Raw genomic sequence first — 22409 nt, forward strand, 5'->3', positions numbered from 1 at the left:
GATGAAAGCGGTTTCCCTGATCTGCAAACCTGCCGCCCTGGCGCTGCTGCTGGCCCTGGCCGGCTGCGGCAGCCTGCTGCACACCGACTACGAGCCGCCGCTGACGTCCATTCCAGCCGCCTGGACCCATGCGCCCGCAGGCGACTTCCAGGCCGGGCCGCTGGCCGATGGCGGCCAGTGGTGGCGCAATTTCAACGACCCGACGCTCAACGGCCTGGTCGACGCCGCGCTGGCGCGCAACAACAACCTGGCCGCCGCCGCGATCCGCGTGCGCCGGGCGCAGTACCAGGCTGGAATCACCGAGGACAAGCTGCTGCCGCAACTGGGCGGCAACGCCAATGTGACGCGCAACCGCAATCTGTACGGAGATCGCGCGATCTCTCGGACCAACGCGGCGGAGTTGACTGTCAGCTACGAAGTGGACCTGTGGGGCAAGCTGTCCAGCCAGCGCGACGCGGCGCAGTGGGATGCGCTGGCGACCGAGCAGGACCGCCAGAGTGCCGCGCTGTCCCTGGTGGGCACCACGGCCACGCTGTACTGGCAGACCGCCTTCATCAACCAGCGTATTGCCAGCAGCGCCGAGAGCATCGCGTACGCACGCAGGACGCAGGACCTGGTGCGCGCCCAATACGCGGCGGGCGGCGCGTCGGCGCTGGAAATGGCCGAGGCTGAACAGACCGTGGCCAGCCAGGAAGCCGCTCATACGCTGCTGGTGCAGCAACGGGTGGAATACGCCAACGCCCTGACCATCCTGTTCGACGGCCCGCCGGACCGCATGATGGCCGACCCGGCGCGATTGCCGGGCTATCCCTTGCCGCAAGCGCGCGCCGGCGTGCCGGCCGACCTGCTGGGCCGCCGTCCCGACTTGCGCGCCGCCGAGCTGCGCCTGCGCCAGTCCCTGTCCACCGTCGACGCAACCCGCGCCAGCTTCTACCCGCCGTTGACGCTGACCGGCGCCTTGGGAAGTTCGAGCCCCACGTTGTCCGATGTCCTGAAGAACCCGGTGGGCTCGCTGGGGGCGGCGCTGACGCTGCCGTTCCTGCAATGGAACCAGATGCAGCTCAACATCAAGATCTCCAAGGCCGACTACGAAGAGCGGGTGGTGAATTTCCGGCAGGCGCTGTACCAGGCGATGGCGGACGTGGAGAACGCGCTGTCCAAGCGCACGCAACTGCGCTTGCAGGCAGAGCAACTGGATGCGTCGCTGCGCGCGGCGCGCGAGGCCGAGCGGCTGTACGAAGTGCGCTATCGGGCGGGAGCGGTGCCGTTGAAGGATTGGCTGGATGCGCAGGAGAAGCGGCGGGTGGCTGAGGTTTCTCGGGATGAGAATATGTTGAATCGGTTGGTGAATCAGGTGACGGTTTATCAGGCGCTCGGGGGGGATGATGTTGTTGGCGGTGGTGCTGCTGAGTCTGCTGCTGGCGCAGCGGCGGGTTCTTAATCCGTCTGGCGCGTCGGTGCGCTGGGGCGCGCGGGGCAACGATTGCGGTCCGGAGCGTTCGCTCCGGACTTGCCTCGGCGGCCCCCCCCCTTCGTCATCGTCGTCCAGGCCTTCGGCCTTCCCTTCCGATTCCCTCGGGCTTATCGACGCCCCGCGCGCCCCAGCGCACCGACGCGCCAGACTCCGCTTTTGAAACTTGGCGTCAGCTGGGGTGACTGGTCTTCGTAGGATTCTCGCCGACGGTGGGGGTTGGGCGATGGTCTTGCGGGGCCCGCCCCAGGCCGGCCGCCCGGGCGGCCTTTTGGGGCTTACGCGGCGTCTTGCGATTGGTGATGCCGCTGTGCGCTGATGATGATCTGCGCTTGAGCAGGAATCGTTGCTGGGCGACGGATTGCATATGAGTGCATGCCTGCACCCGCGCGCAGCGCCATCCGTACAACTGACTGCAACCATATGCCAAAGAAGGCCGCCCGCGCGGCCGTCTTTGGCGTCCCCGCAAGATCTTTCTCTCTTCCTCGTCGGGGAGAAGAACGCCAAGCACACCACCCGTCCCAGCGACCGGCAAGATTCAATCAGCAGAGCCTGGCGCGGCGGCGCCTGGGGTGGCGCGGGGCGTCGATAAGCCCAAGGGAATCCGAAGGAACCGCCGTAGGCGGTGACGAGGATGACGCAGGGGAAGTCCGGAGCGAACGCTCCGGACCGCAATCGTTGCCCCGCGCCACCGGCCGGGCCGCCGCGCCAGGCGGTCTTAAGAACACAAAGACCGGCCCCAAAAACAAGAGGCCGTCCCACAAAAAGACGGCCCCAAAAAACCAAGCAAAGCAAAACAACTCAGCCCGTCAACACACAATCCAAAGCCTCCGGCGCACCCAACCGCACCCGGAACTCCCTCAACTCATCCCGCCGGAACACATGCACAGTCACCCGATCCCCCACCCGGTACTGCGCCAGCAACAGTTCCAGCCCCGCCGGCGCATCCACCCGCAAGCCGTCCACCGCCACCAGCACATCCCCGGCGGACAACCCGCCCTTATGCCCCGCGCCGCCCTCCAGCACTGTCGCCAGCACCAGCGATTCCCCCTGCTTGCGCGTACGCACATCCAGCGAAGGAATATTGGCCGCCGTCTTCCATTGCAGCTTGATGCCCTGCGGCTCCAGTAGTTCCGCCAGCGGCACATCCGCCGTCCCATAGGCATGGCGCGCGATGAAGCGCCGCGTATCCACGCCAGTGGCTTCACGAATCAGCGCCGGCAGTCCATCTTCCGGCAACCCTTGCGGCTTGCCCTGATAGAAATCGCGTCCATAGCGGCTCCAAAGCAAGCGCATCACATCATCCAGCGAGTGCGCGCCACCCGTTTCCCGGCGGATCAGCAGATCCAGTCCCAGTGCCACCAATGCGCCCTTGGTGTAATAGCTGACCAGCGCGTTCGGCGAATTTTCATCCTGCTTGTAATAGCGCGTCCAGGCATCGAACGAACTCTCCGCCACCGACTGTTTCAACCGGCCCGGCGTACGCGCCACGCTGGTGATGGTCTTGGCCAGCAGCCGCAGATAGTCAGGCTGCGTGATCGCGCCCGAGCGTAACAGCAGCAGATCGTCGTAATAGGACGTGAAGCCTTCGAATACCCACAGCAGACGCGTCAGATCGGGCTGCGAAAGATCGTAGGGCACGAAGGCTTCCGGCTTGATCCGCTTCACGTTCCAGGTATGGAAGTATTCATGGCTTACCAGGCCCAGAAAGCCGCGATAGCCTTCGCCCTGGCCTTGCTGGCCCATCACCGGCAGATCCTTGCGGGCCGTCATCAGCGCGGTGCTGGCGCGATGCTCCAGGCCGCCATAGCCGTCGCCCGTCACCATGGTCATGAACACATAGCGGTCCGAGCTGTCCAGGAACGGCGCGCGCTTGCTGCGGGGCTCGAAGAACGCAATCTGCGTTTCGCAGATCTTGCGCACGTCTTCCGTGATCCGTGCCAGATCCAGATTGGGTGCAACGCCCGTGAACACCAGTTCGTGTTCGGCGCCATGCGCCACGAAGCTCGAAACCTGTGGCGTGCCCATCTCCACCGGATGGTCGATCAGCGCGTCATAGTCCGGCGCCAGGTACAGCCCGAAACCGTGGCGGCGCGCAGCGCCCTTGTGGCCGCGCGCTTCAGGCAGGCTGGTGTAGACCTTCCAGCCCTGGATCGAGCGCGGCGGCGCCAGGTCCACCAGGCAGGGCAGATGGTCCTGGCCATGCACGCGCAGGAACACGCTGGTGCCGTTGAAAAAGCCGTGGGTTTCGTCCAGATGCGCGCCGCGCACCGACAGGTCCCAGGCGTAGACCTCGTACTCCACCCGCAGCGGACCCTCGCAGGGCGCGGCCTGCCAGGTATGGTTGTCGATCTTCTCGACAGGCACGCGCCGCGTGCCCGAATAGGCCGCCAGCGATTCGATCTGGCGCGAGAAATCGCGGATCAGGTAGCTGCCCGGAATCCAGGCCGGCAGCGACAGGCGCTGGCCGTCGGGGGAGGGCGCGGCGATGCTTAGGGTTATCCGGTAGCGGTGTCCGGCCGGATCATGGGGCGCGAGGCGGTAAAGTAGCGGCAAAGCGTAGTCTTTTTCCATGGCCATATCTTACTTTCATACTTATTCGGAGACATCAATGAGCGAGTCGTTTGTGCTGGTCGAAACCCGGGGCCGCGTCGGCCTGCTGACGCTGAACCGTCCCAAGGCCCTGAACGCCTTGAACGATCAACTGATGGATGAGCTCGGCGCGGCCCTGCTGGCGTTCGAAGCGGACGCCGATATCGGCGCCGTGGTCATCACCGGCAGCGAAAAAGCCTTCGCCGCGGGCGCCGACATCGGCGCCATGAAAGACTGGTCCTACATGGACGTGTATGGCAGCGAATACATCACGCGCAACTGGGAAACCCTCAAGCGCATCCGTAAACCCGTGATCGCGGCCGTGGCCGGCTACGCCCTGGGCGGCGGCTGCGAACTGGCCATGATGTGCGACATCATCATCGCCGCCGACACCGCCAAGTTCGGCCAGCCCGAAATCAAGCTGGGCGTGATTCCGGGCGCGGGCGGCACCCAGCGCCTGCCGCGCGCGGTGGGCAAGGCCAAGGCCATGGACCTGGCGCTGACCGCCCGCATGATGGGCGCCGAGGAAGCGGAACGCGCCGGCCTGGTGTCGCGCGTGGTTCCGGCCGACAAGCTCATGGAAGAAGCCATGGACGCGGCCACCGTCATCGCCTCCATGTCCCTGCCGTCGGTCATGATGGCCAAGGAATGCGTCAACCGCGCCTTCGAAGGCTCGCTCAACGAAGGCCTGCTGTTCGAGCGCCGCGTGTTCCATTCGCTGTTTGCGACCGAAGACCAGAAGGAAGGCATGGCCGCCTTCACCGAGAAGCGCAAACCGGACTTCAAACACCGTTAATCCTTGTTACGCCCGGGCGGCCTGTCCGGGTGCACCAGGATCCGCCCCGCGCGCCCTCCCAGGGCGCGTTTTTTTGCGCGCTTCCAGGCCCATGAGCGGAGTTGCGCCTTGAAACGGTTCGGCAGCACCTTGTTGCAGAGTTCGGCCCTATCCTGAAAAAGCGTCACCGCGAGGTGCCGCGCCAGAGAGGCTTGCCCGAACTGGCAAGCCCGGCGCGGCGGCTCGCTTGCAGACAAAATCAATAAGGAGCCTTGCATGCGTACATCCATCGCTACCCGCCGCTGGTCCGCCGCGGTCCTTGCTGGCGCACTGAGCGCCTGCTTCGTCACCGCCGCCCAGGCGCAATCGCCGCGGCCTACTTTGCGCCTGGTGTCCGAGACGCCGTACCCGGCCGCCTCCGCGCCCGCGGCGCAGATGAGCGAGCAAGAGCTGCGCGACATCGCCATCGACGCCTATGTCTATGCTTATCCGATGGTGCTGATGGAGTTGGCCCGCCGCAAGGCCACCGCCGTGCAGACGCCGCTGGACGGCAAGGCGCCGGTGAACCAGTTCGGCCACAAGGCCGCCTTCCCCGATCCGCGCGCAGGCGACGTGCCCTGGCCCAGCGCCGACGCGCTCTATTCCAGCCTCTGGTTCGACGTGTCGCGCGCCCCGCTGATCGTGAACCTGCCCGCGACCGGCGACCGCTATATGGTGTTGTCGGCGTTGGACATGTGGAGCGACGTATTCGCCTCGCGCGGCACGCGCACCAACGGCAACGGCGCTCAGTCGTTCGCCATCGTCGGCCCTGGCTGGCAGGGCAGCGTGCCCCCCGGCATGGACGTGATCCACAGCCCTACGGCCACCGGCTGGTTGATCGGCTGGACCCAGGCGGGCGGCCCGCAGGACTACGCGGCCGTCAATCAGATCCAGGCCGGCATGACCGCCAGCCCGATGGCCGCGCCTGTGCTCGCCAGGCCCGCTGCCAACCGCGGTTCCCGCAGCGCCTATCCGCAAACGGGGCCCGGCGTGGGTTCGGCGCCGATCGGCAGCGACCTGCCGCCGCCTATGCCCGTGACGGTGCCCGACGGCACGCCGGCCGAACAGGCGGCCGGCATGGACGCCGCCTCGTTCTTCACGCTGTTCTTCGACGTGATGCGCAGCAACCCGCCGCACGCCAACGACACGCCCATTCTGGACCGCATGCGCCGCATCGGCCTGGACAGCCGCCAGCCGTTCTCGTATGGCCGCCTGAGTCCGGCCGTGCAGCAGGCGCTGGCGCAGGCCCAGCCGTTGGCCGGCCGGCGCATCGCTGATGGCGTGTCGCGCCTGGGTACGCCCATGAACGGCTGGAGCACCGTGCTGTCCGGCATCGGTACTTATGGTACCGACTACACGCGCCGCGCCGCCATCGCCTATGCCGGCCTGGGCGCGCCGACGCCGGAAGACGTGCTGTACCCGGTCACGGTGTCCGACTCCAAGGGCCGCGCGCTGAATTCCGATGAAGACTATGTATTGCACTTCGACAAGGGGCAGTTGCCGCCGGTCAACGCATTCTGGTCGCTGCACGTCTATGACGACAAGCACGGCTTCGCCGACAATCCGGCCAACCGCTACGTACTGCGCAGCACCGATGGCCTGAAGTACAACGCCGACGGTTCGCTGGACATCTACATCCAGCGCCGCGATCCCGGCGAGCGCAAGCGCTCGAACTGGATCGCCACGCCGGCCGCCGATGCGCCGTTCCTGCTCAGCATGCGCCTGTACTCGCCGCAGGATACGGCGTTGGACGGACTGTGGGCGCCGCCGCCGGTCAAGGAGGATTGATCCTGGTTTGATGGTATAAAGCGCGGCCTCCATGACGGAGGCCGCGGTTCATTGAGCAGGGTTTGCGCAGCATGCTGCGAGGGGTGATTCGCGTCCCTAATTTCGGCCGATCCAAGCGTTGTTTGCGCCTTACAAACGGCCGAAAGTTCATTTGCTAGGGTAAAAAGAATCACGCTATACTCTGCGGGTTTGACGCTTGCGGGATAAGAACACGTAGCGGCTGACAAGTAGCGGGCACGGTGTTGATGAGCCTTTTGAAATCAACGACTTGGCGCCGGCTATGGGGGCAGCTACGGGCAGCGAGACGCGCCGGTTCTGATAGGGGCAAAGAAGCAAAGCGAGGAAGTTTGATGCAACAGAACTCCATGCAGCATGAAGTGCGGCAGGGTCCGGTTGACGGTCAGGGTCAGCAGCAAGCAATGTTTGACCACGACATGACGGATAAAGTTCTGGTTCTCAGTGACGCGGATCGCGCGGCGCTGAATGCTCAAGCTAGCCGCGGGCTCCTGTTGGCATTGGCAGCGCAAGGTGCCATGGGGCTCGCAGCAGCAGTAATTGCGGGGGTTGTCGGAGGGGCGGCGGCAGGTTGGTCGGCGCTGGCGGGGGCGGGAGCGTATTTCATTCCCAATGCGTTGTTCGCATTGCGCCTGGCTGTCAGCGTACGGGCCGGTAAGGCCAGTCCCTTTACCTTTCTCTCTGGTGAGTTGATCAAGTTGTTCGCAACGGCGCTGCTGTTGTGGCTGCTTTCGCGTGTGACGCAGGATAGCCTCGTATGGCCTGCCGCGTTGCTCGGTCTGATACTCACATTGAAGGGCTATCTCCTGCTCTTGATGTTCCGCAAGTTGTCATAGCGCCGAGCAGGTTTACGGCAAACGAAATCGTGGAATCGTCCGGTTCGCAAGGGCCGGGCACAGCAAATAGGGTAGGATTCAAATGGCTGCTGCCAGCGACGTGTCGCCTCAGTCCGCGTATATTCAGCACCACCTGGTGCATCTGAACAATACGGGTGAGAAACAGAGCGCTATCGCTCAGTTCGACATCATCAACTACGACTCGTTGTTCTGGTCGGGCCTGATGGGTCTGATCGTCATTTTCTTCCTGTGGCGCGCTGCGCGCCGCGCCACCAGTGGCGTGCCGGGCCGTTTCCAGGCCTTCGTGGAAATGATCGTCGACATGGTCGACGACCAGGCCAAGGGCATCGTCCACAACGCCAAGAGCCGTCTTTTCATTGCCCCGCTGGCGCTCACCGTGTTCCTCTGGATCATCCTGATGAACGCGCTGGACCTGCTGCCCGTCGACCTGCTGCCCTCCATCTGGCGCCTGACCGGCCTGGGCGCTGAGCACGGCGATCCGCTCTACTACCACCGCATTCTGCCGACCGCCGACCTGAACGTGCCGATGGGCATGTCGCTGGGCGTGCTGCTGCTGATGTTCTACTACGGCATCAAGATCAAGCACCCGGGCGGCTTCGTCAAGGAACTGTTCACCGCGCCGTTCCACGCGCACGGCATCGGCGCCATCGTGCTGGCCCCGTTCAACCTGCTGCTGAACCTGATCGAATACGCCGCCAAGTCCGTGTCGCTGGGCATGCGGTTGTTCGGCAACATGTTCGCCGGCGAACTGATTTTCATGCTGATCGCCCTGCTGGGCGGCGCCTGGACCGGCTTCAACGGCGCCAGCATCGGCCTGGGCATCGGCCACATCCTGGCCGGCTCCATCTGGGCGATCTTCCACATCCTGATCGTTCTGCTGCAGGCCTTCATCTTCATGATGCTGACGCTGGTGTACCTCGGCCAGGCTCACGAAGGCCACTGATCCCCCGAATTTCCCATGCTGGCCACCCGGCCAGCATGGGATAGCAAGATTATCTTGCATTGAGCAGTACCCCTTATTTTTCAATTTTTGACTTCAGATTTCTAACCAAGGAGTTGTCATGACCAACGTCGCTTTCGTTGCCCTCGCTTGCGGTCTTATCATCGGTCTGGGCGCTATCGGCGCTTGCATCGGCATCGCACTGATGGGCGGCAAGTATCTGGAAGCCTCGGCTCGTCAGCCTGAACTGATGAACGCTCTGCAAACGAAGATGTTCCTGCTGGCTGGCCTGATCGACGCGGCATTCCTGATCGGCGTGGGTATCGCCATGCTGTTCGCCTTCGCCAACCCGTTCGTCGGCTAAGGCACCGCCCGCCGGCGAAAAGGCGGGTCATGACGCTGGCGGCGATGTGGGTGCAAGCTCCGTCGCCGACTAGCAAAGTATCGAGTGCTCCGTGACGCCCCTTTCCGGGTGCGGTCGGAGCCGCAAGGTGTTAAAGGAACGACCGTGAATCTGAACGCGACGATCATTTTCCAGATGCTCGTGTTCTTCGTTCTTGGCTGGTTCACGATGAAATTCGTGTGGCCTCCCCTGACGAAGGCGATGGACGAGCGCCGCCAGAAAATCGCCGACGGCCTGGCCGCCGCCGAGAAGGGCAAAGCCGATTTGGCTCAAGCCCAGGCGCGCGTCAGTCTGATCGAGGCTTCTGCCAAGTCCGAAAACCACGCCCGCATCATCGAGGCCGAGAAGCAAGCCGCCTCCCTGATCGAGCAGGCCCGCCGTGAAGCGGAAGCCGAACGCGCCCGCATCGTGGCGCAGGCTGCCCAGGATGCCGCGCAGGAAGTCCAGCGCGCCCGCGACCTGCTGCGCGACGACGTCGCTGCGCTGGCCGTCAAGGGTGCTGAACAGATCCTCAAGCGCGAGGTTGACGCCCGCGCACACGCCGAGCTGCTCAACCAGCTCCGCGCGCAGCTTTAATCCGGGACCGTCATGGCTGAACTTTCCACTGTTGCCCGGCCCTACGCTGAAGCGCTCTTCAGCGCGGCGCGCGACGACCGCGCCGGCTTGCCGGCCTGGTCCGATCTGGTCAGCGAACTGGCTCAGGTCGCCTCCAACCCCGACGTGCGCGAGGCCATGGCCGACCCGCGTCTGGGCGACAAGCAGCGCGTCGAGCTGTTCTCCGGCCTGGTAAAGGCCGAACTGCCTCAAGCCGCCCGCAATTTCATCGAGCTGCTGGTCGAAAACGACCGGCTGCTGCTGCTGCCCGACATCGCCGCGCAATTCGCGGTGCTGCGGAATCGTCACGACGGCACGGCGCAGGCGGAAATTACCAGCGCGTTCGAAATGAGCGATGCCCAGGTCAAAGAACTGGTCAGCGCGCTCGAACAAAAATTCGGCCTCAAGCTCAAGCCCAGCGTCACCGTTGATCCGTCGCTGATCGGCGGCGTGCGCGTGGCCGTCGGTGACCAGGTGCTCGATACTTCCGTACAAGCCCAATTGGCCCGCATGCGCGATCAGCTCGCCGCTTAAGGCAACTAACAGGATTCCAGGAGTCAATATGCAACTCAATCCCTCCGAGATCAGCGAACTGCTCAAGAGCCGCATCGAGGGCCTGGGCGCTTCGGCTGATGTCCGTACTCAGGGCACCGTCGTGTCCGTGACCGACGGTATTACCCGCATCCACGGCTTGTCCGACGTGATGCAGGGCGAAATGCTCGAATTCCCCAACAACGTTTTCGGTCTGGCGCTCAACCTCGAGCGTGATTCCGTCGGCGCCGTTATTCTCGGCGACTACACCGGCGTTTCCGAAGGCGACCAGGTCAAGACGACCGGCCGCATTCTGGAAGTTCCGGTCGGTCCCGAACTGAAAGGCCGCGTGGTCAACACGCTGGGCGAGCCGATCGACGGCAAGGGCCCGGTCAACGCCAAGGCCACCGACATCATCGAAAAAGTGGCGCCTGGCGTTATCGCCCGCCGCTCGGTGTCGCAGCCGCTGCAAACCGGCATCAAGGCTATCGACTCGATGGTGCCGATCGGCCGCGGCCAGCGCGAACTGATCATTGGCGACCGCCAGACCGGCAAGACCGCCGTCGCTGTCGACACGATCATCAGCCAGAAGGGCAAGGGCGTCACCTGCGTGTACGTCGCTATCGGCCAGAAGGCTTCGACGATCAACAACGTGGTGCGCAAGCTGGAAGAGCACGGCGCGATGGAATACACCATCGTCGTGGCCGCTTCGGCCTCCGACTCGGCCGCCATGCAGTACCTGGCCGCCTACGCCGGCTGCACGATGGGCGAATACTTCCGCGACCGCGGCGAAGACGCCCTGATCGTTTATGACGACCTGACCAAGCAAGCCTGGGCCTATCGCCAAGTGTCGCTGCTGCTGCGCCGTCCGCCGGGCCGTGAAGCCTACCCGGGCGACGTGTTCTACCTGCACTCGCGCCTGCTGGAACGCGCTGCCCGCGTGAACGAAGAGTACGTCGAGAAGTTCACCAACGGCGCCGTCAAGGGCAAGACCGGCTCGCTGACCGCGCTGCCGATCATCGAAACCCAGGCAGGCGACGTGTCGGCCTTCGTTCCGACCAACGTGATCTCGATCACCGACGGCCAGATCTTCCTGGAAACCGACCTGTTCAACGCCGGTGTCCGCCCCGCAATCAACGCCGGTATCTCGGTGTCGCGTGTGGGTGGCGCTGCTCAGACCAAGGTCGTCAAGAAGCTGTCCGGCGGTATCCGTACCGACTTGGCGCAGTACCGTGAACTGGCCGCCTTCGCGCAGTTCGCTTCCGACCTGGACGACGCGACCCGTCGCCAGCTGGAACGCGGCAAGCGCGTGGTGGAACTGCTCAAGCAGCCGCAATACCAGCCGCTGCAAGTGTGGGAACTGGCCGTCACGCTGTACACGGTCAACAACGGCTACCTGGATGAAGTGGACGTGGCCCAAGTGCTGTCGTTCGAGAAGTCGCTGAAGGATCAACTGAAGGCCAAGCATGCGGCCCTGATCCAGCGCATCGAAGACACCAAGGAACTGTCCAAGGATGACGAAGCCGAATTGGCCGCCGCCATCCAGGAATTCAAGAAGCACGGTGCTTTTTAAGAAAGTGATGGGTTAGGCGTCCGCGACGCCTCACCCATCCTTCCCGGATGGATGAGGCGCCAGCGGAACCCATCGGCCAGTCTTCACAGGAAAGCGCAATGCCCGGAATTAAGGAAATCCGAACCAAGATCAAGAGCGTGCAAAACACGCGCAAGATCACCAAGGCGATGGAAATGGTCGCCGCATCCAAGATGCGCAAGGCGCAGGAGCGGATGCGTGCTGGCCGTCCGTATGCCACCAAGGTGCGCGAGATTGCTGCGCACCTGATGCAGGCCAACCCCGAGTACAGCCACCCGTACCTGGTCGAACGCGAAGTCAAGGCGGTCGGCGTGATCATGGTCACGACCGACAAGGGCCTGTGCGGCGGCTTGAACACCAACATCACCCGCGTGACGTTGGGCAAGCTGAAAGAGTTCGAGAAGAACGGCATCGCCGTGCAAGCGACCGCTTTCGGCAACAAGGGCGTGGGCGTGCTGACCCGCATCGGCGCCAAACTGGTTTCCCAGGAAGTGCAACTGGGCGACAAGCCGCAACTCGACCGCCTGCTGGGCGCGATCAAGGTGCAGCTGGACGCCTACCTGGAAGGCCGCATCGACGCGCTGTACGTGGCCTCGACCCGCTTCGTCAACACGATGAAGCAGGAGCCGTTGTTCTTGCGCCTGCTGCCTCTGGCCAGCGGTTTGGATGATCCGTACCAGACGGGCGCTGATAGCCTGGCCAAGACCTCGGAAGTGAAGTCGGACTACAGCTGGGATTACATCTACGAACCCGACGCCCGTAGCGTGATCGACGACCTGCTGCAGCGTTACGTTGAAGGCCTGCTGTACCAAGCCGTGGCCGAGAACATGGCTTCGGAGCAGTCGGCCCGGATGGTCGCCATGAAGGCGGCGTCGGACAACGCCAAGAAGGTCATCGGCGATCTGCAACTGGTCTACAACAAGACCCGTCAGGCCGCGATCACCAAAGAAATTTCGGAAATCGTAGGGGGCGCTGCCGCCGTTTGAGGCAGGCAGCATCCCGTCAAAAGCTATCAAGCAAGGAATCGACATGAGCAACGGAACCATCGTTCAGTGCATCGGCGCCGTGGTGGATATTCAGTTCCCCCGCGATCAAATGCCCAAGATCTACGAAGCGCTTACCCTGGCCGACGAGGGTTCCTCGTTCGCCGAAAAGGGTCTGACGCTGGAAGTGCAGCAACAGCTGGGCGACGGCGTGGTGCGTACCATTGCGCTGGGCTCCAGCGACGGCCTGCGCCGCGGCATGAAGGTCACCGGCACGGGCGCCCCGATCTCGGTGCCCGTCGGCACCGGCACGCTGGGCCGCATCATGGACGTGCTGGGTCGTCCCATCGACGAAGCCGGCCCGATCCAGCACGACGAAAAGCGTGGCATTCACCAAGCGGCTCCCCGTTTCGACGAGCTGTCGCCGTCGGTGGAACTGCTGGAAACCGGCATCAAGGTTATTGACCTGGTTTGCCCGTTCGCCAAGGGCGGCAAGGTCGGCCTGTTCGGCGGCGCCGGCGTGGGCAAGACCGTCAACATGATGGAACTGATCAACAACATCGCCAAGCAGCACAGCGGCTTGTCGGTGTTCGCCGGCGTGGGCGAGCGTACCCGCGAAGGCAACGACTTCTACCACGAAATGGAAGAGTCGAACGTTCTGGACAAGGTTGCGATGGTGTTCGGTCAGATGAACGAACCCCCGGGCAACCGTCTGCGCGTGGCGCTGACCGGCCTGACCATGGCCGAGAAGTTCCGCGACGAAGGCCGCGACATCCTGTTCTTCGTGGACAACATCTACCGCTACACCCTGGCCGGTACCGAAGTGTCGGCACTGCTGGGCCGTATGCCGTCGGCAGTGGGCTACCAGCCCACGCTGGCCGAAGAAATGGGCAAGCTGCAAGAGCGCATCACGTCGACCAAGACCGGCTCGATCACCTCGATCCAGGCCGTGTACGTCCCTGCGGACGACTTGACCGACCCGTCGCCTGCCACGACCTTCCAGCACTTGGACTCCACCGTCGTGCTGTCGCGTGACATCGCCGCCCTGGGTATCTACCCGGCCGTGGACCCGCTGGATTCGTCCAGCCGCCAGCTCGACCCGCAAGTCGTGGGCGAAGAGCACTACGCCGTGGCCCGTGGCGTGCAGCAAACGCTGCAGCGCTACAAGGAACTGCGCGACATCATCGCGATTCTGGGCATGGACGAACTGTCGCCGGAAGACAAGCAGGCCGTGGCCCGCGCCCGTAAGATCCAGCGCTTCCTGTCGCAGCCGTTCCACGTTGCAGAAGTGTTCACCGGTTCGCCCGGCAAGTACGTTCCGCTGGCCGAAACCATCCGTGGTTTCAAGATGATCGTGAACGGCGAGTGCGATGCGCTGCCGGAACAGGCCTTCTACATGGTCGGCTCGATCGACGAGGCCTTCGAGAAGGCCAAGAAACTGCAATAAGGAACCGATATGGCTACCCTGCATGTGGATGTCGTCAGCGCAGAGGAAGCGATCTTCTCCGGTGAGGCGAAGTTCGTGGTGCTGCCTGGCGAAGCGGGTGAACTGGGCATTCTGCCCGGCCACACCCCGCTGATTTCGCGCATACGCCCCGGGACGGTCAAGATCGTTCGTGCCGACCAAGGCGAGGAAAACATCTTCGTCGCCGGGGGCATTCTGGAAGTGCAGCCGGGCAGCGTGACGGTTCTGGCCGACACGGCTATCCGTGCCGCCGACCTGGACGAAGCCCGCGCCCTGGAAGCGCGCCAGAAGGCCGAACAGGCCCTGGCCAACGCCAAGGACAAGGCGGACATCGCCGTGGTCGAAGCGGAACTCGCCATGCTGGCTGCGCAAGCCATCGCGGCGCGCAAGCTGCGCCAAGGCGGCCGTTCGCACTAAGCGGCGAAGCTGTGCCCCGGGGTTCGCCCCGGAATCGAAAGAAGCGGCCTCAGGGCCGCTTTTTTCATACCTGTTTTTTTCATTGCCGAGTGAAGGTCCGCCGTCCTTTGTGCGGGCCGCAATGCGATCACTACGAATAGCTGCACGCCGGTTGCAACAGTAGCCTTCAATCTTCCTAGTCAAGCGTAGGGGGAAGCGTGCGAGAAGTCCTGGATTGCGGGGTATTGCTGGCGCCCGGCCATGATGGGCCGATGCGCGATCTGGTCGCGCTGCACCCGGCCAGGCAGACGCGCGTGCGGCTCCATCTGGTGTCGCTGAGTCCGGTGCGCTATGCGACCGCGGGCATGGCGGCGCGCGATGCCGTGTCAGGCGCGCAGACCGACGCCGACGCGCATGCCGACAGCCAGGAAGCGGACGTGCAGGCGCTGGCCCGGCTGGCGGTGGCGCTCAGGCGCTACGACTGCTGCATTCTGCCGGTGGCACCGTCATCGCTCGCCTGGACGCGCATGGCGCTGCAACAGGCGGGCAGCGCATTGAGCACGCCGGTGCTGTTGCTGATCTCCGATGTGAAGGCGCCCGCGATCGAAGACCTGCTGAGCCTGGGCGCGTCGGATTTCATCATGCAGCCGGCCTGCCTGGAAAGCATGCGGGTGCGGCTTGGCCGCCTGGCCGGCGCGGCGCACGGGCGTGGCGCGGCGCGGGCGGATATCCGCGAGCCCACGACGGCTTATCGCGAGGCGCGGATGGAACCGGGCGCGGACGGGGCGCCGAGGCTCGCTGCGTTGCACGCCCGGGTGCCACAGGATCTGGTAGAGCAAACCTTGTCGGGCATGCGCAAACCGCATCCGCGGCCTGCGCATGAATCCTTCCGCATCGCGAAGGCGCGGGTGGTGGACGGCTTCGAGCGCGACTATATCCGGCTTGCGCTGTCGCGCCATGGCGGCAACGTGGCGCAGGCGGCGCGGGCTTGCTGCAAGCACCGGCGGGCGTTCTGGGCGCTGATGCGCAAGCACGGCATCGAGGCGGCGCCGTACCGGCAGGCCGCGCAGGAGCGGGGGGCCTGAAGCGACGGACCTGCGGGCGGTCGGTCGACGCACGGCCAGCGGGCGGGGCGCCGCGCGCGCCGCCTTGCCTCTGAAAGCGCTCCGCTTGCGCGCCGGCAAGTCCGGCGCAGAGCCTGGCTGCGACTTGTCAGCCAGGGGAAGTAAAATCACGGCTTCCGATCATCGAGGATAGTCGTGTCTGCTTCCGTACTGAAGAACGATGTGTTCTTGCGCTCGCTGCTGCGCGAGCCCGTGCCCTATACCCCGATCTGGCTGATGCGCCAGGCCGGCCGCTACCTGCCTGAATACCGCCAGACGCGGGCCCGCGCAGGTTCCTTCATGGGCCTCGCTCAGAACCCGGACTACGCCTCGGAAGTCACGCTGCAGCCGCTGGAGCGTTTCGACCTGGATGCGGCCATTCTGTTCTCGGACATCCTGACGGTGCCGCACGCCATGGGCCTGGGCCTGGACTTCGCCGAAGGCGAGGGCCCGCGCTTCGCCCGTCCGGTGCGTACCGAAGAAGACGTGGCGCGCCTGGAAGTGCCGGACATGGACAAGCTGCGCTATGTATTCGATGCCGTGCGCACGATCCGGCGCGACCTGGACGGCAAGGTGCCGCTGATCGGCTTTGCCGGCAGCCCCTGGACCATCGCCTGCTACATGGTGGAAGGCCAGGGCAGCGACGACTATCGCCTGATCAAGACGATGCTGTATGCGCGTCCCGACCTGCTGCACCGCATCCTCGAAAACAACGCCGAAGCCACGCTGCAGTACTTGAACGCGCAGATCGCCGCCGGCGCCCAAGCCGTGATGCTGTTCGACAGCTGGGGCGGCGTGCTGGCCGACGGGCTGTTCCAGCAGTTTTCGCTGGCCTACACCCGCAAGGTCGTGGCCGGGCTGACCCGCGAACACGAAGGCCGCCGCGTGCCGGCCATTGTCTTCACCAAGGGCGGCGGCCAGTGGCTGGAACAGATCGCTGCTTGCGGCGCCGATGCCGTGGGCCTGGACTGGACGGTGGATCTGGCCGCCGCGCGGCGCCGCACCGGGGACTCGGTCGCGTTCCAGGGCAACCTCGACCCCATGGCCTTGTTCGGTGGCGGACCCGCCATCCGTGCCGAGGCGCGGCGCGTGCTGGACGCGTTCGGACCGGTCGGCAAGGGCGGCCACGTGTTCAACCTGGGCCACGGCATATCCCGCTTTACTCCGCCAGAAGCCGTAGTCGAATTGGTTGATGAAGTCCACCAGCACAGCCGTTCGCTGCGAGGGTAAGTGAGTGGACGCTTCGGTCTACAGGGCCGGAGCAGGAGGGTCCCTGAGGACACTTGTGCACAGCAAGATTGCCCTCGGGGAAAACCCTTTAGATGCTAGTTTACAATCTCGGAAGCTCTCATAAGTCATTGTTTTAAATGGTGAAATGAGGGTTTTCAACAAGATTTCGCAAGTTTGCGCAATCTTGTCAAATTCCAATTTCCGATGTTGCTCCTGCCTTTTCCCCAAAGTTATCCACAGGCGGAAAATGGAGCGCGCCGGCATCATCCGGGATCATCCTTCTACATGCTCCGTCCTAGCACCCATGTCTGAAACGCTGTCGAACACGACCCCCGCGGTCTGCTGGGTGCGGGTGGCGCTGGACGTGCCCCTGCCGGGTCCGTTCGACTACCGCAGCGACGCGCCGGTGACGGTGGGCCTGCGGGTCATCGTGCCGTTCGGCCGCCGCAAGCTGATCGGCGTGGTGGTGGACAACCCGGCGGAGCCGTCCTTCGACCCCAAGCAGATCCGGCCGATCGAAGAGGTGCTGGATGACCTGCCGCCCTTCGACGAGGACTGGCTGCGCCTGGCCCGCTTTGCCGCTGACTACTACCAGCGGCCGCTGGGCGAGGTGATGCTGCCCACGCTGCCGCCGCCGCTGCGCAAGCCCACGGCCTACCAGGGCAAGCGCTCGGCGGGCGGACCCGTGGCGCGCCTGGACGGGCGCAAGCGCAAGACGGCGCGCGCGCCGGCCCAGGCCGACCAGCCGCCGGAGCTCAACGACGCCCAGCGCGAGGCGGTGGACGCCATAGGCGCGCTGGACGGGTTCAAGCCCGTGTTGCTGCACGGGGTGACGGGCAGCGGCAAGACCGAGGTGTACCTGCGCGCGGCCGAAAGGGTGCTGGCGGCGGGACGCCAAGTGTTGCTGATGGTGCCCGAAATCAACCTGACGCCGCAGCTCGAAGGCGCGCTGCGCGCGCGCCTGGAGGCACTCGTTGGACCGGACGGTCTGGCCGTCATGCATAGCGGCCTGTCCGATGGCGAACGCTTGCAGGCCTGGACCCGCGCCCAGCGCGGCGAGGCCCGCATGCTGCTGGGCACGCGCATGTCGGTGTTCGCGCCCTTGAGCCAGCTGGGCCTGATCGTGGTGGACGAGGAGCACGACGCGTCCTACAAGCAGCAGGACGGCTTGCGCTATTCGGCGCGCGACCTGGCGGTGTGGCGCGCCCATGACCTGAATATTCCAGTAGTGCTGGGGTCGGCCACGCCGTCCCTGGAGACCTGGCAGCATGCCGAGCGCGGGCGCTACCTGCGCCTGACCCTGCCGGGCCGGGCGCGCGCCAGCAGCCTGCCGTCCATGCGCCTGATCGACACGCGGCGCCTGCAACTGAAGCAGGGCATGTCGCCGCAACTGCTGGATGCCATCGGACAGCGCCTGGAACGCAAGGAACAGTCCCTCATCTTCCTGAACCGCCGCGGCTATTCGCCGGTGCTGCATTGCCAGTCCTGCGCGTGGGTCAGCAATTGCCCGCGCTGCACTGCATTTACCGTCCTGCACCGTACCGACGGCCGCGGCCATCGCCTGCAGTGCCATCACTGCGGCTACCAGGCCCCGGTGCCGCGCGCTTGTCCCGAATGCGGCGACCAGGACCTGGCGCCCATGGGGCGCGGCACGCAGCGGGTGGAAGAACATCTGGCGGAATTGTTTCCCGAGGCGCGCATCCTGCGCATCGACGCCGACAGCACGCGCAAGAAGGGCAGTGCCGAAGCGCTGTTCGCCTCGGTGCATGCCGGCGAGGTGGACATCCTGGTGGGCACGCAGATGGTGGCCAAGGGCCACGACTTCGCGCGCCTGGGATTGGTGGGCGTGCTGAATGCGGATTCCATGTTGTTCGCGCATGACTTCCGCGCGCCCGAGCGCCTGTTCGCGCAGTTGATGCAGGTGGCGGGCCGCGCCGGCCGCCATCAAGGCAACGGCGAGGTGCTGATACAGACCAACTACCCCGAGCAGCCGGTCTATCAGGCGCTGCTGCGGCATGACTACGCGGGCTTTGCCCGCCATGCCCTGCACGAGCGGGAAAGCACCGGCCTGCCGCCTTTCGTTTACCAGGCCCTGCTGACCGCGGAGGCGCGCGAGCTGAAGGTGGCGCTGGAATTCCTGGAGCGGGCGCGGGCCTTGCCCGAGGGTGAATGGGCGGCCGATTTTCCAGGCCTGGACGCCATCATGCTGTACGACCCGGTGCCGCTGCGCGTGGTGCGCGTGGCCAATATCGAGCGCGCCCAGTTGCTGGCGGAAAGCAGCAGCCGGCCGGCTTTGCAGGCCTTCCTGGCGTCCTGGTCGCACCACCTGCCGTACCTGGCCAACGAGGCCCGCGTGCGCTGGCAACTGGAAGTCGATCCGCTGGAAATCTGATCGGCTGCGGCCGGGGCCAATGCGCCGTCGATCCGATTGTTCTATGATCTTTCTCCTCTATCGCGCCGGCGCGGCAGGCCCGCCGTGGCGGCTGCGCCCGTCCCCTTTTTCTCGCGTGTTACCGGCCCGCTGACGGGCGGCCGCAAGCTTCATGCTTGCTGGCCGCAGCTTCAATGCGGCCGCCGCGATGCATGATCACCTGACTCGAATGTCCGCCAGCGAACCTATAGCCCAAGGCATGAACCCCGCTCAACGCGAAGCGGTGCTGTATCTGGACGGCCCCTGCCTGGTGCTGGCCGGCGCCGGCAGCGGCAAGACGCGCGTGATCACGCAGAAGATTGCGTACCTGCTGCGCGAGTGCGGCTATATGGGGCGCAACGTGGTGGCGCTGACCTTCACCAACAAGGCCGCGCGCGAGATGGACGAACGCGTGAAGACCCTGGTGGATCGCAAGCTGTCCAAGGGCCTGATCATCAGCACCTTCCATTCGCTGGGCGTGAAGATGCTGCGCGAGGAAGCGCGCAACGCGGGCCTGAAGCCGACGTTCTCGATCCTGGACGCCGACGATGCCATGGCCATCATCCAGGAACTCTTGAACACGACCGACAAGGCCCGCCTGCGCCACGTGCAGGGCATCATCTCGCTGTGGAAGAACGGCTTGATGGAACCGGACGATGCCGCGCGCGAAGCCATCACGCCGGCCGACGTGGAAGCGGCCAACGTCTACCGCAGCTACGCCGCCACGCTGGCCGCCTACCAGGCGGTGGACTTCGACGACCTGATCCGCATCCCCGCGCTGCTGCTGGCCAATAACGAAGAAGTGCGCACCCGCTGGCAGAACCGCGTGCGTTATCTGCTGGTGGACGAATACCAGGACACCAACGTGTGCCAGTACCGCCTGGTGCAGCTCCTGACGGGTTCGCGCGCCATGTTCACGGCGGTGGGCGATGACGACCAGGCGATCTACGCCTGGCGTGGCGCAACCATCGAGAACCTGGCCAAGCTGACCACCGACTACCCCAACATCAAGCTCATCAAGCTGGAGCAGAACTACCGGTCGGTGCAGCGCATCCTGGCGGCCGCAAACCAGGTGATTGAAAAGAACCCCAAGCTGTTCGACAAGAAGCTGTGGTCCGATCTGGGCGTGGGCGAACCCATCCTGGTATCGGCCATGGACGGCGAGGAGCAGGAGGCCGAATCCATCGCCATGAAGGTGTCGGCTTCGCGCTTCGAGCGCCAGGCGCAGTGGAAGGATTTTGCCATCCTGTACCGCAGCAATCATCAATCGCGCATCCTGGAACAGGCGCTGCGCAACCTGAAGATCCCGTACACGATCTCGGGCGGGCAGAGTTTCTTCGACAAGACCGAAGTGCGCGACGTGCTGGCCTATCTGCGCATCCTGGCCAACGACGACGACGATCCGGCCTTCATCCGCGCGGCCACCACGCCCAAGCGCGGCATCGGCCAAGCCACCTTGCAGACGCTGGGGCAGTACGCCGCAAGCCGCGAGCTGTCGCTGCTGGCCGCCGTGGCCGAGACCGGCCTGGAAAGCCTGCTGGCGCCACGGCAGCTGGAGCCGCTGCGCACCTTCACCGAGTTCATCCGCCGCATGCAATGGCGCGCGGGCCGTGGCGCGGCCGATGCGAAGGACGCCGCGCCGTCCGAGCCCGCGGGCGTGCTGCTGGACGATCTGCTGGAAGCCATCCAGTACGAACGCCATCTGTACGAGCTGTTCGAAGAGCGGCCCGCGCAGACGCGCTGGCAGAACGTGCTGGAGCTGACCGGATGGCTCAAGCGCAAGGCCGAAGAAGACAACATGACGCTCTTCGACCTGGTGCAGCATGTGGCGCTGGTCACCATGCTGGAGCGCGGCGAGGAAGAAGAGCCCGATGCGGTGAAGATGTCCACCCTGCATGCTTCCAAGGGGCTGGAGTATCCGCACGTGTACCTCGCGGGCGTCGAGGAAGGCTTGCTGCCGCACCTGGGCAAGGATGACGAAGTCGGCGATCCGGCGCGCGCGGCCGAGAACCTGGCTTCGCGCATCCAGGAAGAGCGCCGGCTCATGTACGTGGGCATCACGCGCGCGCAGCGCAGCCTGAACCTGAGCTGGTGCAAGCGCCGCCGCCGCGCGCGCGAAGACCTGGTGCGCGAGCCTTCGCGCTTCATCGAGGAAATGGGCCTGGGCGATGTGCGCATGCAGGAAGACGCGGCCACCGCTGCAATGAATCCCAAGGAGCGCATGGCCATGCTCAAGGCGTTGCTGAAGAAATAGGGGCGGGGCGGCGGCTTGTGGAAAGCCGCGGCCTGCTCCTACACTGGACTGCGCCCGCCCCGCCGTCCGGGGCGCGGCAATCCCGTGGATCGAAGGAGCGCGCCATGTGTCGCTGGCTGGCTTATACCGGTAGTCCCATACAGATGGAGAGCGTGCTGTTTAAGGCCAAGCACTCCCTGATCGACCAGAGCCTGCACTCGCGGCTGGGCGCTACCACCACCAATGGCGACGGCTTCGGGCTGGGCTGGTATGGCCGTCAACACGAAGGCCGGCCGCCGGAGCCGCCGTTCCGCTACCGCAGCGTGCATCCGGCCTGGAACGACCGCAATCTGCGGGAAGCGGCGCGCGCGATCCACGCGCCGCTGTTCGTGGCGCACATCCGCGCCGCCACCGACACGCCCGCGCAGGAAACCAACTGCCATCCGTTTCGCCACGGCCAGTGGCTGTTCGTGCACAACGGCGTCATCCGCGACTATCCGTTGCTCAGGCGCGACCTGATGCTGATGATCGCGCCGGCCTATTTCGGCTCGCTGGAAGGGTCGACGGATTCCGAGGTGATGTTCCTGCTGGCTTTGAGCTTCGGCCTGGAGGAAGACCCGCTGGCGGCGCTGGCCCGCATGGTGGGCGCGGTGGAAGAGACGGGCAGGAGGCATGGCGTGGCGCAGCCCATCAACATGACGGTGTGCGCGCTGGACGGCCAGCGGCTGATCGCCGTGCGCTATTCCAGCGAGGCCGATTCACGCACGCTGTTCCACAACACCTGCGTGCGCCATCTGCGCCAGCTATATCCCGACAATCCGCAGATCGCGGCGCTGGATGACGACGCATTCCTGCTGCTGTCGGAGCCCTTGACCGAGATGCCCGGCGCCTGGGAGGAAGTGCCCGAAGCCACCGCCATCATCGCGGGCGGCGGCACGGTGGCGCACTATCCGTTCGTGCCGGTGCCGCCGGGGGCCTGAGCCGGGCCGGGCT

The 22409-nt window shown here is 65.0% G+C and carries 19 protein-coding genes; 17 read left to right on the plus strand and 2 right to left on the minus strand.

Annotated elements, in window-relative coordinates; translation table 11 throughout:
* Position 1 precedes the first annotated feature (1 nt).
* The gene (locus DXK93_RS30790) at positions 2-1441 is read left to right on the plus strand and encodes an efflux transporter outer membrane subunit (RefSeq protein WP_119452130.1); all 1440 of its coding nucleotides are present in this window, start codon (positions 2-4) and stop codon (positions 1439-1441) included.
* Between the two features lie 831 nt (positions 1442-2272).
* Here DXK93_RS30790 and DXK93_RS30795 read toward each other — a convergent pair.
* The gene (locus tag DXK93_RS30795) at positions 2273-4051 is read right to left on the minus strand and encodes a M61 family metallopeptidase (RefSeq protein ID WP_370128021.1); all 1779 of its coding nucleotides are present in this window, start codon (positions 4049-4051) and stop codon (positions 2273-2275) included.
* Between the two features lie 31 nt (positions 4052-4082).
* On the opposite strand from DXK93_RS30795, the gene DXK93_RS30800 reads away from it, so the two are divergent.
* Positions 4083-4859 carry an enoyl-CoA hydratase gene (locus DXK93_RS30800; protein ID WP_054455195.1) on the plus strand — a complete coding sequence of 259 codons (777 nt, stop codon included), beginning with the start codon at positions 4083-4085 and terminating at the stop codon, positions 4857-4859.
* Here the strand turns inward: DXK93_RS30800 and DXK93_RS30805 are convergent.
* Positions 4856-5116, minus strand: a complete 261-nt coding sequence (locus DXK93_RS30805; protein WP_119452131.1) for a hypothetical protein — start codon at positions 5114-5116, stop codon at positions 4856-4858. The genes DXK93_RS30800 and DXK93_RS30805 overlap by 4 nt on opposite strands.
* Between DXK93_RS30805 and DXK93_RS30810 the strand changes: the two genes are divergently transcribed.
* The 15 genes from DXK93_RS30810 (at position 5115) to DXK93_RS30880 (ending at position 22396) form a co-directional block, all read left to right on the plus strand.
* Positions 5115-6665: a DUF1254 domain-containing protein gene (locus DXK93_RS30810; RefSeq protein ID WP_119452132.1), complete on the plus strand. Its 1551-nt coding sequence runs from the start codon at positions 5115-5117 to the stop codon at positions 6663-6665. The two genes, DXK93_RS30805 and DXK93_RS30810, sit on opposite strands and share 2 nt — an antisense overlap.
* A gap of 434 nt (positions 6666-7099) precedes the next feature.
* The gene (locus DXK93_RS30815; RefSeq protein ID WP_367648175.1) at positions 7100-7516 is read left to right on the plus strand and encodes an ATP synthase subunit I; all 417 of its coding nucleotides are present in this window, start codon (positions 7100-7102) and stop codon (positions 7514-7516) included.
* Positions 7517-7598: 82 nt separating this feature from the next.
* Entirely contained in the window at positions 7599-8480 is an 882-nt protein-coding gene (atpB, locus tag DXK93_RS30820; protein WP_054455191.1) for a F0F1 ATP synthase subunit A, read from the plus strand.
* Positions 8481-8598: 118 nt separating this feature from the next.
* A complete protein-coding gene (gene atpE / locus DXK93_RS30825; protein ID WP_003815363.1) occupies positions 8599-8841 on the plus strand; it encodes a F0F1 ATP synthase subunit C in 243 nt (80 codons plus the stop codon).
* Between the two features lie 144 nt (positions 8842-8985).
* Entirely contained in the window at positions 8986-9456 is a 471-nt protein-coding gene (locus tag DXK93_RS30830; protein ID WP_013391129.1) for a F0F1 ATP synthase subunit B, read from the plus strand.
* A gap of 12 nt (positions 9457-9468) precedes the next feature.
* Positions 9469-10008 (plus strand): F0F1 ATP synthase subunit delta, encoded by a 540-nt coding sequence (locus DXK93_RS30835; protein WP_054455189.1) that lies wholly within the window; start codon positions 9469-9471, stop codon positions 10006-10008.
* A 28-nt stretch (positions 10009-10036) separates the two neighbouring features.
* A complete protein-coding gene (atpA, locus tag DXK93_RS30840) occupies positions 10037-11578 on the plus strand; it encodes a F0F1 ATP synthase subunit alpha (RefSeq protein ID WP_054455187.1) in 1542 nt (513 codons plus the stop codon).
* A 98-nt stretch (positions 11579-11676) separates the two neighbouring features.
* The gene (gene atpG / locus DXK93_RS30845; RefSeq protein WP_054455186.1) at positions 11677-12582 is read left to right on the plus strand and encodes a F0F1 ATP synthase subunit gamma; all 906 of its coding nucleotides are present in this window, start codon (positions 11677-11679) and stop codon (positions 12580-12582) included.
* Between the two features lie 43 nt (positions 12583-12625).
* Positions 12626-14026 (plus strand): F0F1 ATP synthase subunit beta, encoded by a 1401-nt coding sequence (atpD, locus tag DXK93_RS30850; RefSeq protein WP_054455184.1) that lies wholly within the window; start codon positions 12626-12628, stop codon positions 14024-14026.
* Between the two features lie 9 nt (positions 14027-14035).
* On the plus strand, positions 14036-14461 hold the full coding sequence (locus DXK93_RS30855) for a F0F1 ATP synthase subunit epsilon (RefSeq protein ID WP_013391134.1): 426 nt from the start codon (positions 14036-14038) through the stop codon (positions 14459-14461).
* A 251-nt stretch (positions 14462-14712) separates the two neighbouring features.
* Entirely contained in the window at positions 14713-15525 is an 813-nt protein-coding gene (locus DXK93_RS30860) for a helix-turn-helix domain-containing protein (protein ID WP_119452202.1), read from the plus strand.
* 174 nt (positions 15526-15699) lie between these two features.
* A complete protein-coding gene (hemE, locus tag DXK93_RS30865) occupies positions 15700-16773 on the plus strand; it encodes a uroporphyrinogen decarboxylase (protein ID WP_119452133.1) in 1074 nt (357 codons plus the stop codon).
* A gap of 304 nt (positions 16774-17077) precedes the next feature.
* Positions 17078-19165, plus strand: coding sequence for a primosomal protein N' (locus DXK93_RS30870; protein WP_054455181.1), 2088 nt, complete (start codon positions 17078-17080; stop codon positions 19163-19165).
* A gap of 208 nt (positions 19166-19373) precedes the next feature.
* Positions 19374-21437, plus strand: coding sequence for a UvrD-helicase domain-containing protein (locus tag DXK93_RS30875; protein ID WP_054455179.1), 2064 nt, complete (start codon positions 19374-19376; stop codon positions 21435-21437).
* Between the two features lie 104 nt (positions 21438-21541).
* Positions 21542-22396 carry a class II glutamine amidotransferase gene (locus DXK93_RS30880; RefSeq protein ID WP_054455178.1) on the plus strand — a complete coding sequence of 285 codons (855 nt, stop codon included), beginning with the start codon at positions 21542-21544 and terminating at the stop codon, positions 22394-22396.
* Positions 22397-22409: the final 13 nt, after the last annotated feature.

This window comes from Achromobacter sp. K91, assembly GCF_003576205.1.
Lineage (GTDB): Bacteria > Pseudomonadota > Gammaproteobacteria > Burkholderiales > Burkholderiaceae_B > Achromobacter > Achromobacter aegrifaciens.

Bases quoted from the DNA above. Each gene is read 5' to 3' on its own strand.
- DXK93_RS30790 (WP_119452130.1), top strand. From the start codon at position 2: ATGAAAGCGGTTTCCCTGATCTGCAAACCTGCCGCCCTGGCGCTGCTG.
- DXK93_RS30795 (WP_370128021.1), bottom strand. From the start codon at position 4,051: ATGGCCATGGAAAAAGACTACGCTTTGCCGCTACTTTACCGCCTCGCG.
- DXK93_RS30800 (WP_054455195.1), top strand. From the start codon at position 4,083: ATGAGCGAGTCGTTTGTGCTGGTCGAAACCCGGGGCCGCGTCGGCCTG.
- DXK93_RS30810 (WP_119452132.1), top strand. From the start codon at position 5,115: ATGCGTACATCCATCGCTACCCGCCGCTGGTCCGCCGCGGTCCTTGCT.
- DXK93_RS30805 (WP_119452131.1), bottom strand. From the start codon at position 5,116: ATGCAAGGCTCCTTATTGATTTTGTCTGCAAGCGAGCCGCCGCGCCGG.
- DXK93_RS30815 (WP_367648175.1), top strand. From the start codon at position 7,100: ATGACGGATAAAGTTCTGGTTCTCAGTGACGCGGATCGCGCGGCGCTG.
- atpB (WP_054455191.1), top strand. From the start codon at position 7,599: ATGGCTGCTGCCAGCGACGTGTCGCCTCAGTCCGCGTATATTCAGCAC.
- atpE (WP_003815363.1), top strand. From the start codon at position 8,599: ATGACCAACGTCGCTTTCGTTGCCCTCGCTTGCGGTCTTATCATCGGT.
- DXK93_RS30835 (WP_054455189.1), top strand. From the start codon at position 9,469: ATGGCTGAACTTTCCACTGTTGCCCGGCCCTACGCTGAAGCGCTCTTC.
- atpA (WP_054455187.1), top strand. From the start codon at position 10,037: ATGCAACTCAATCCCTCCGAGATCAGCGAACTGCTCAAGAGCCGCATC.
- atpG (WP_054455186.1), top strand. From the start codon at position 11,677: ATGCCCGGAATTAAGGAAATCCGAACCAAGATCAAGAGCGTGCAAAAC.
- atpD (WP_054455184.1), top strand. From the start codon at position 12,626: ATGAGCAACGGAACCATCGTTCAGTGCATCGGCGCCGTGGTGGATATT.
- DXK93_RS30855 (WP_013391134.1), top strand. From the start codon at position 14,036: ATGGCTACCCTGCATGTGGATGTCGTCAGCGCAGAGGAAGCGATCTTC.
- DXK93_RS30860 (WP_119452202.1), top strand. From the start codon at position 14,713: ATGCGCGATCTGGTCGCGCTGCACCCGGCCAGGCAGACGCGCGTGCGG.
- DXK93_RS30870 (WP_054455181.1), top strand. From the start codon at position 17,078: ATGTCTGAAACGCTGTCGAACACGACCCCCGCGGTCTGCTGGGTGCGG.
- DXK93_RS30875 (WP_054455179.1), top strand. From the start codon at position 19,374: ATGTCCGCCAGCGAACCTATAGCCCAAGGCATGAACCCCGCTCAACGC.
- DXK93_RS30880 (WP_054455178.1), top strand. From the start codon at position 21,542: ATGTGTCGCTGGCTGGCTTATACCGGTAGTCCCATACAGATGGAGAGC.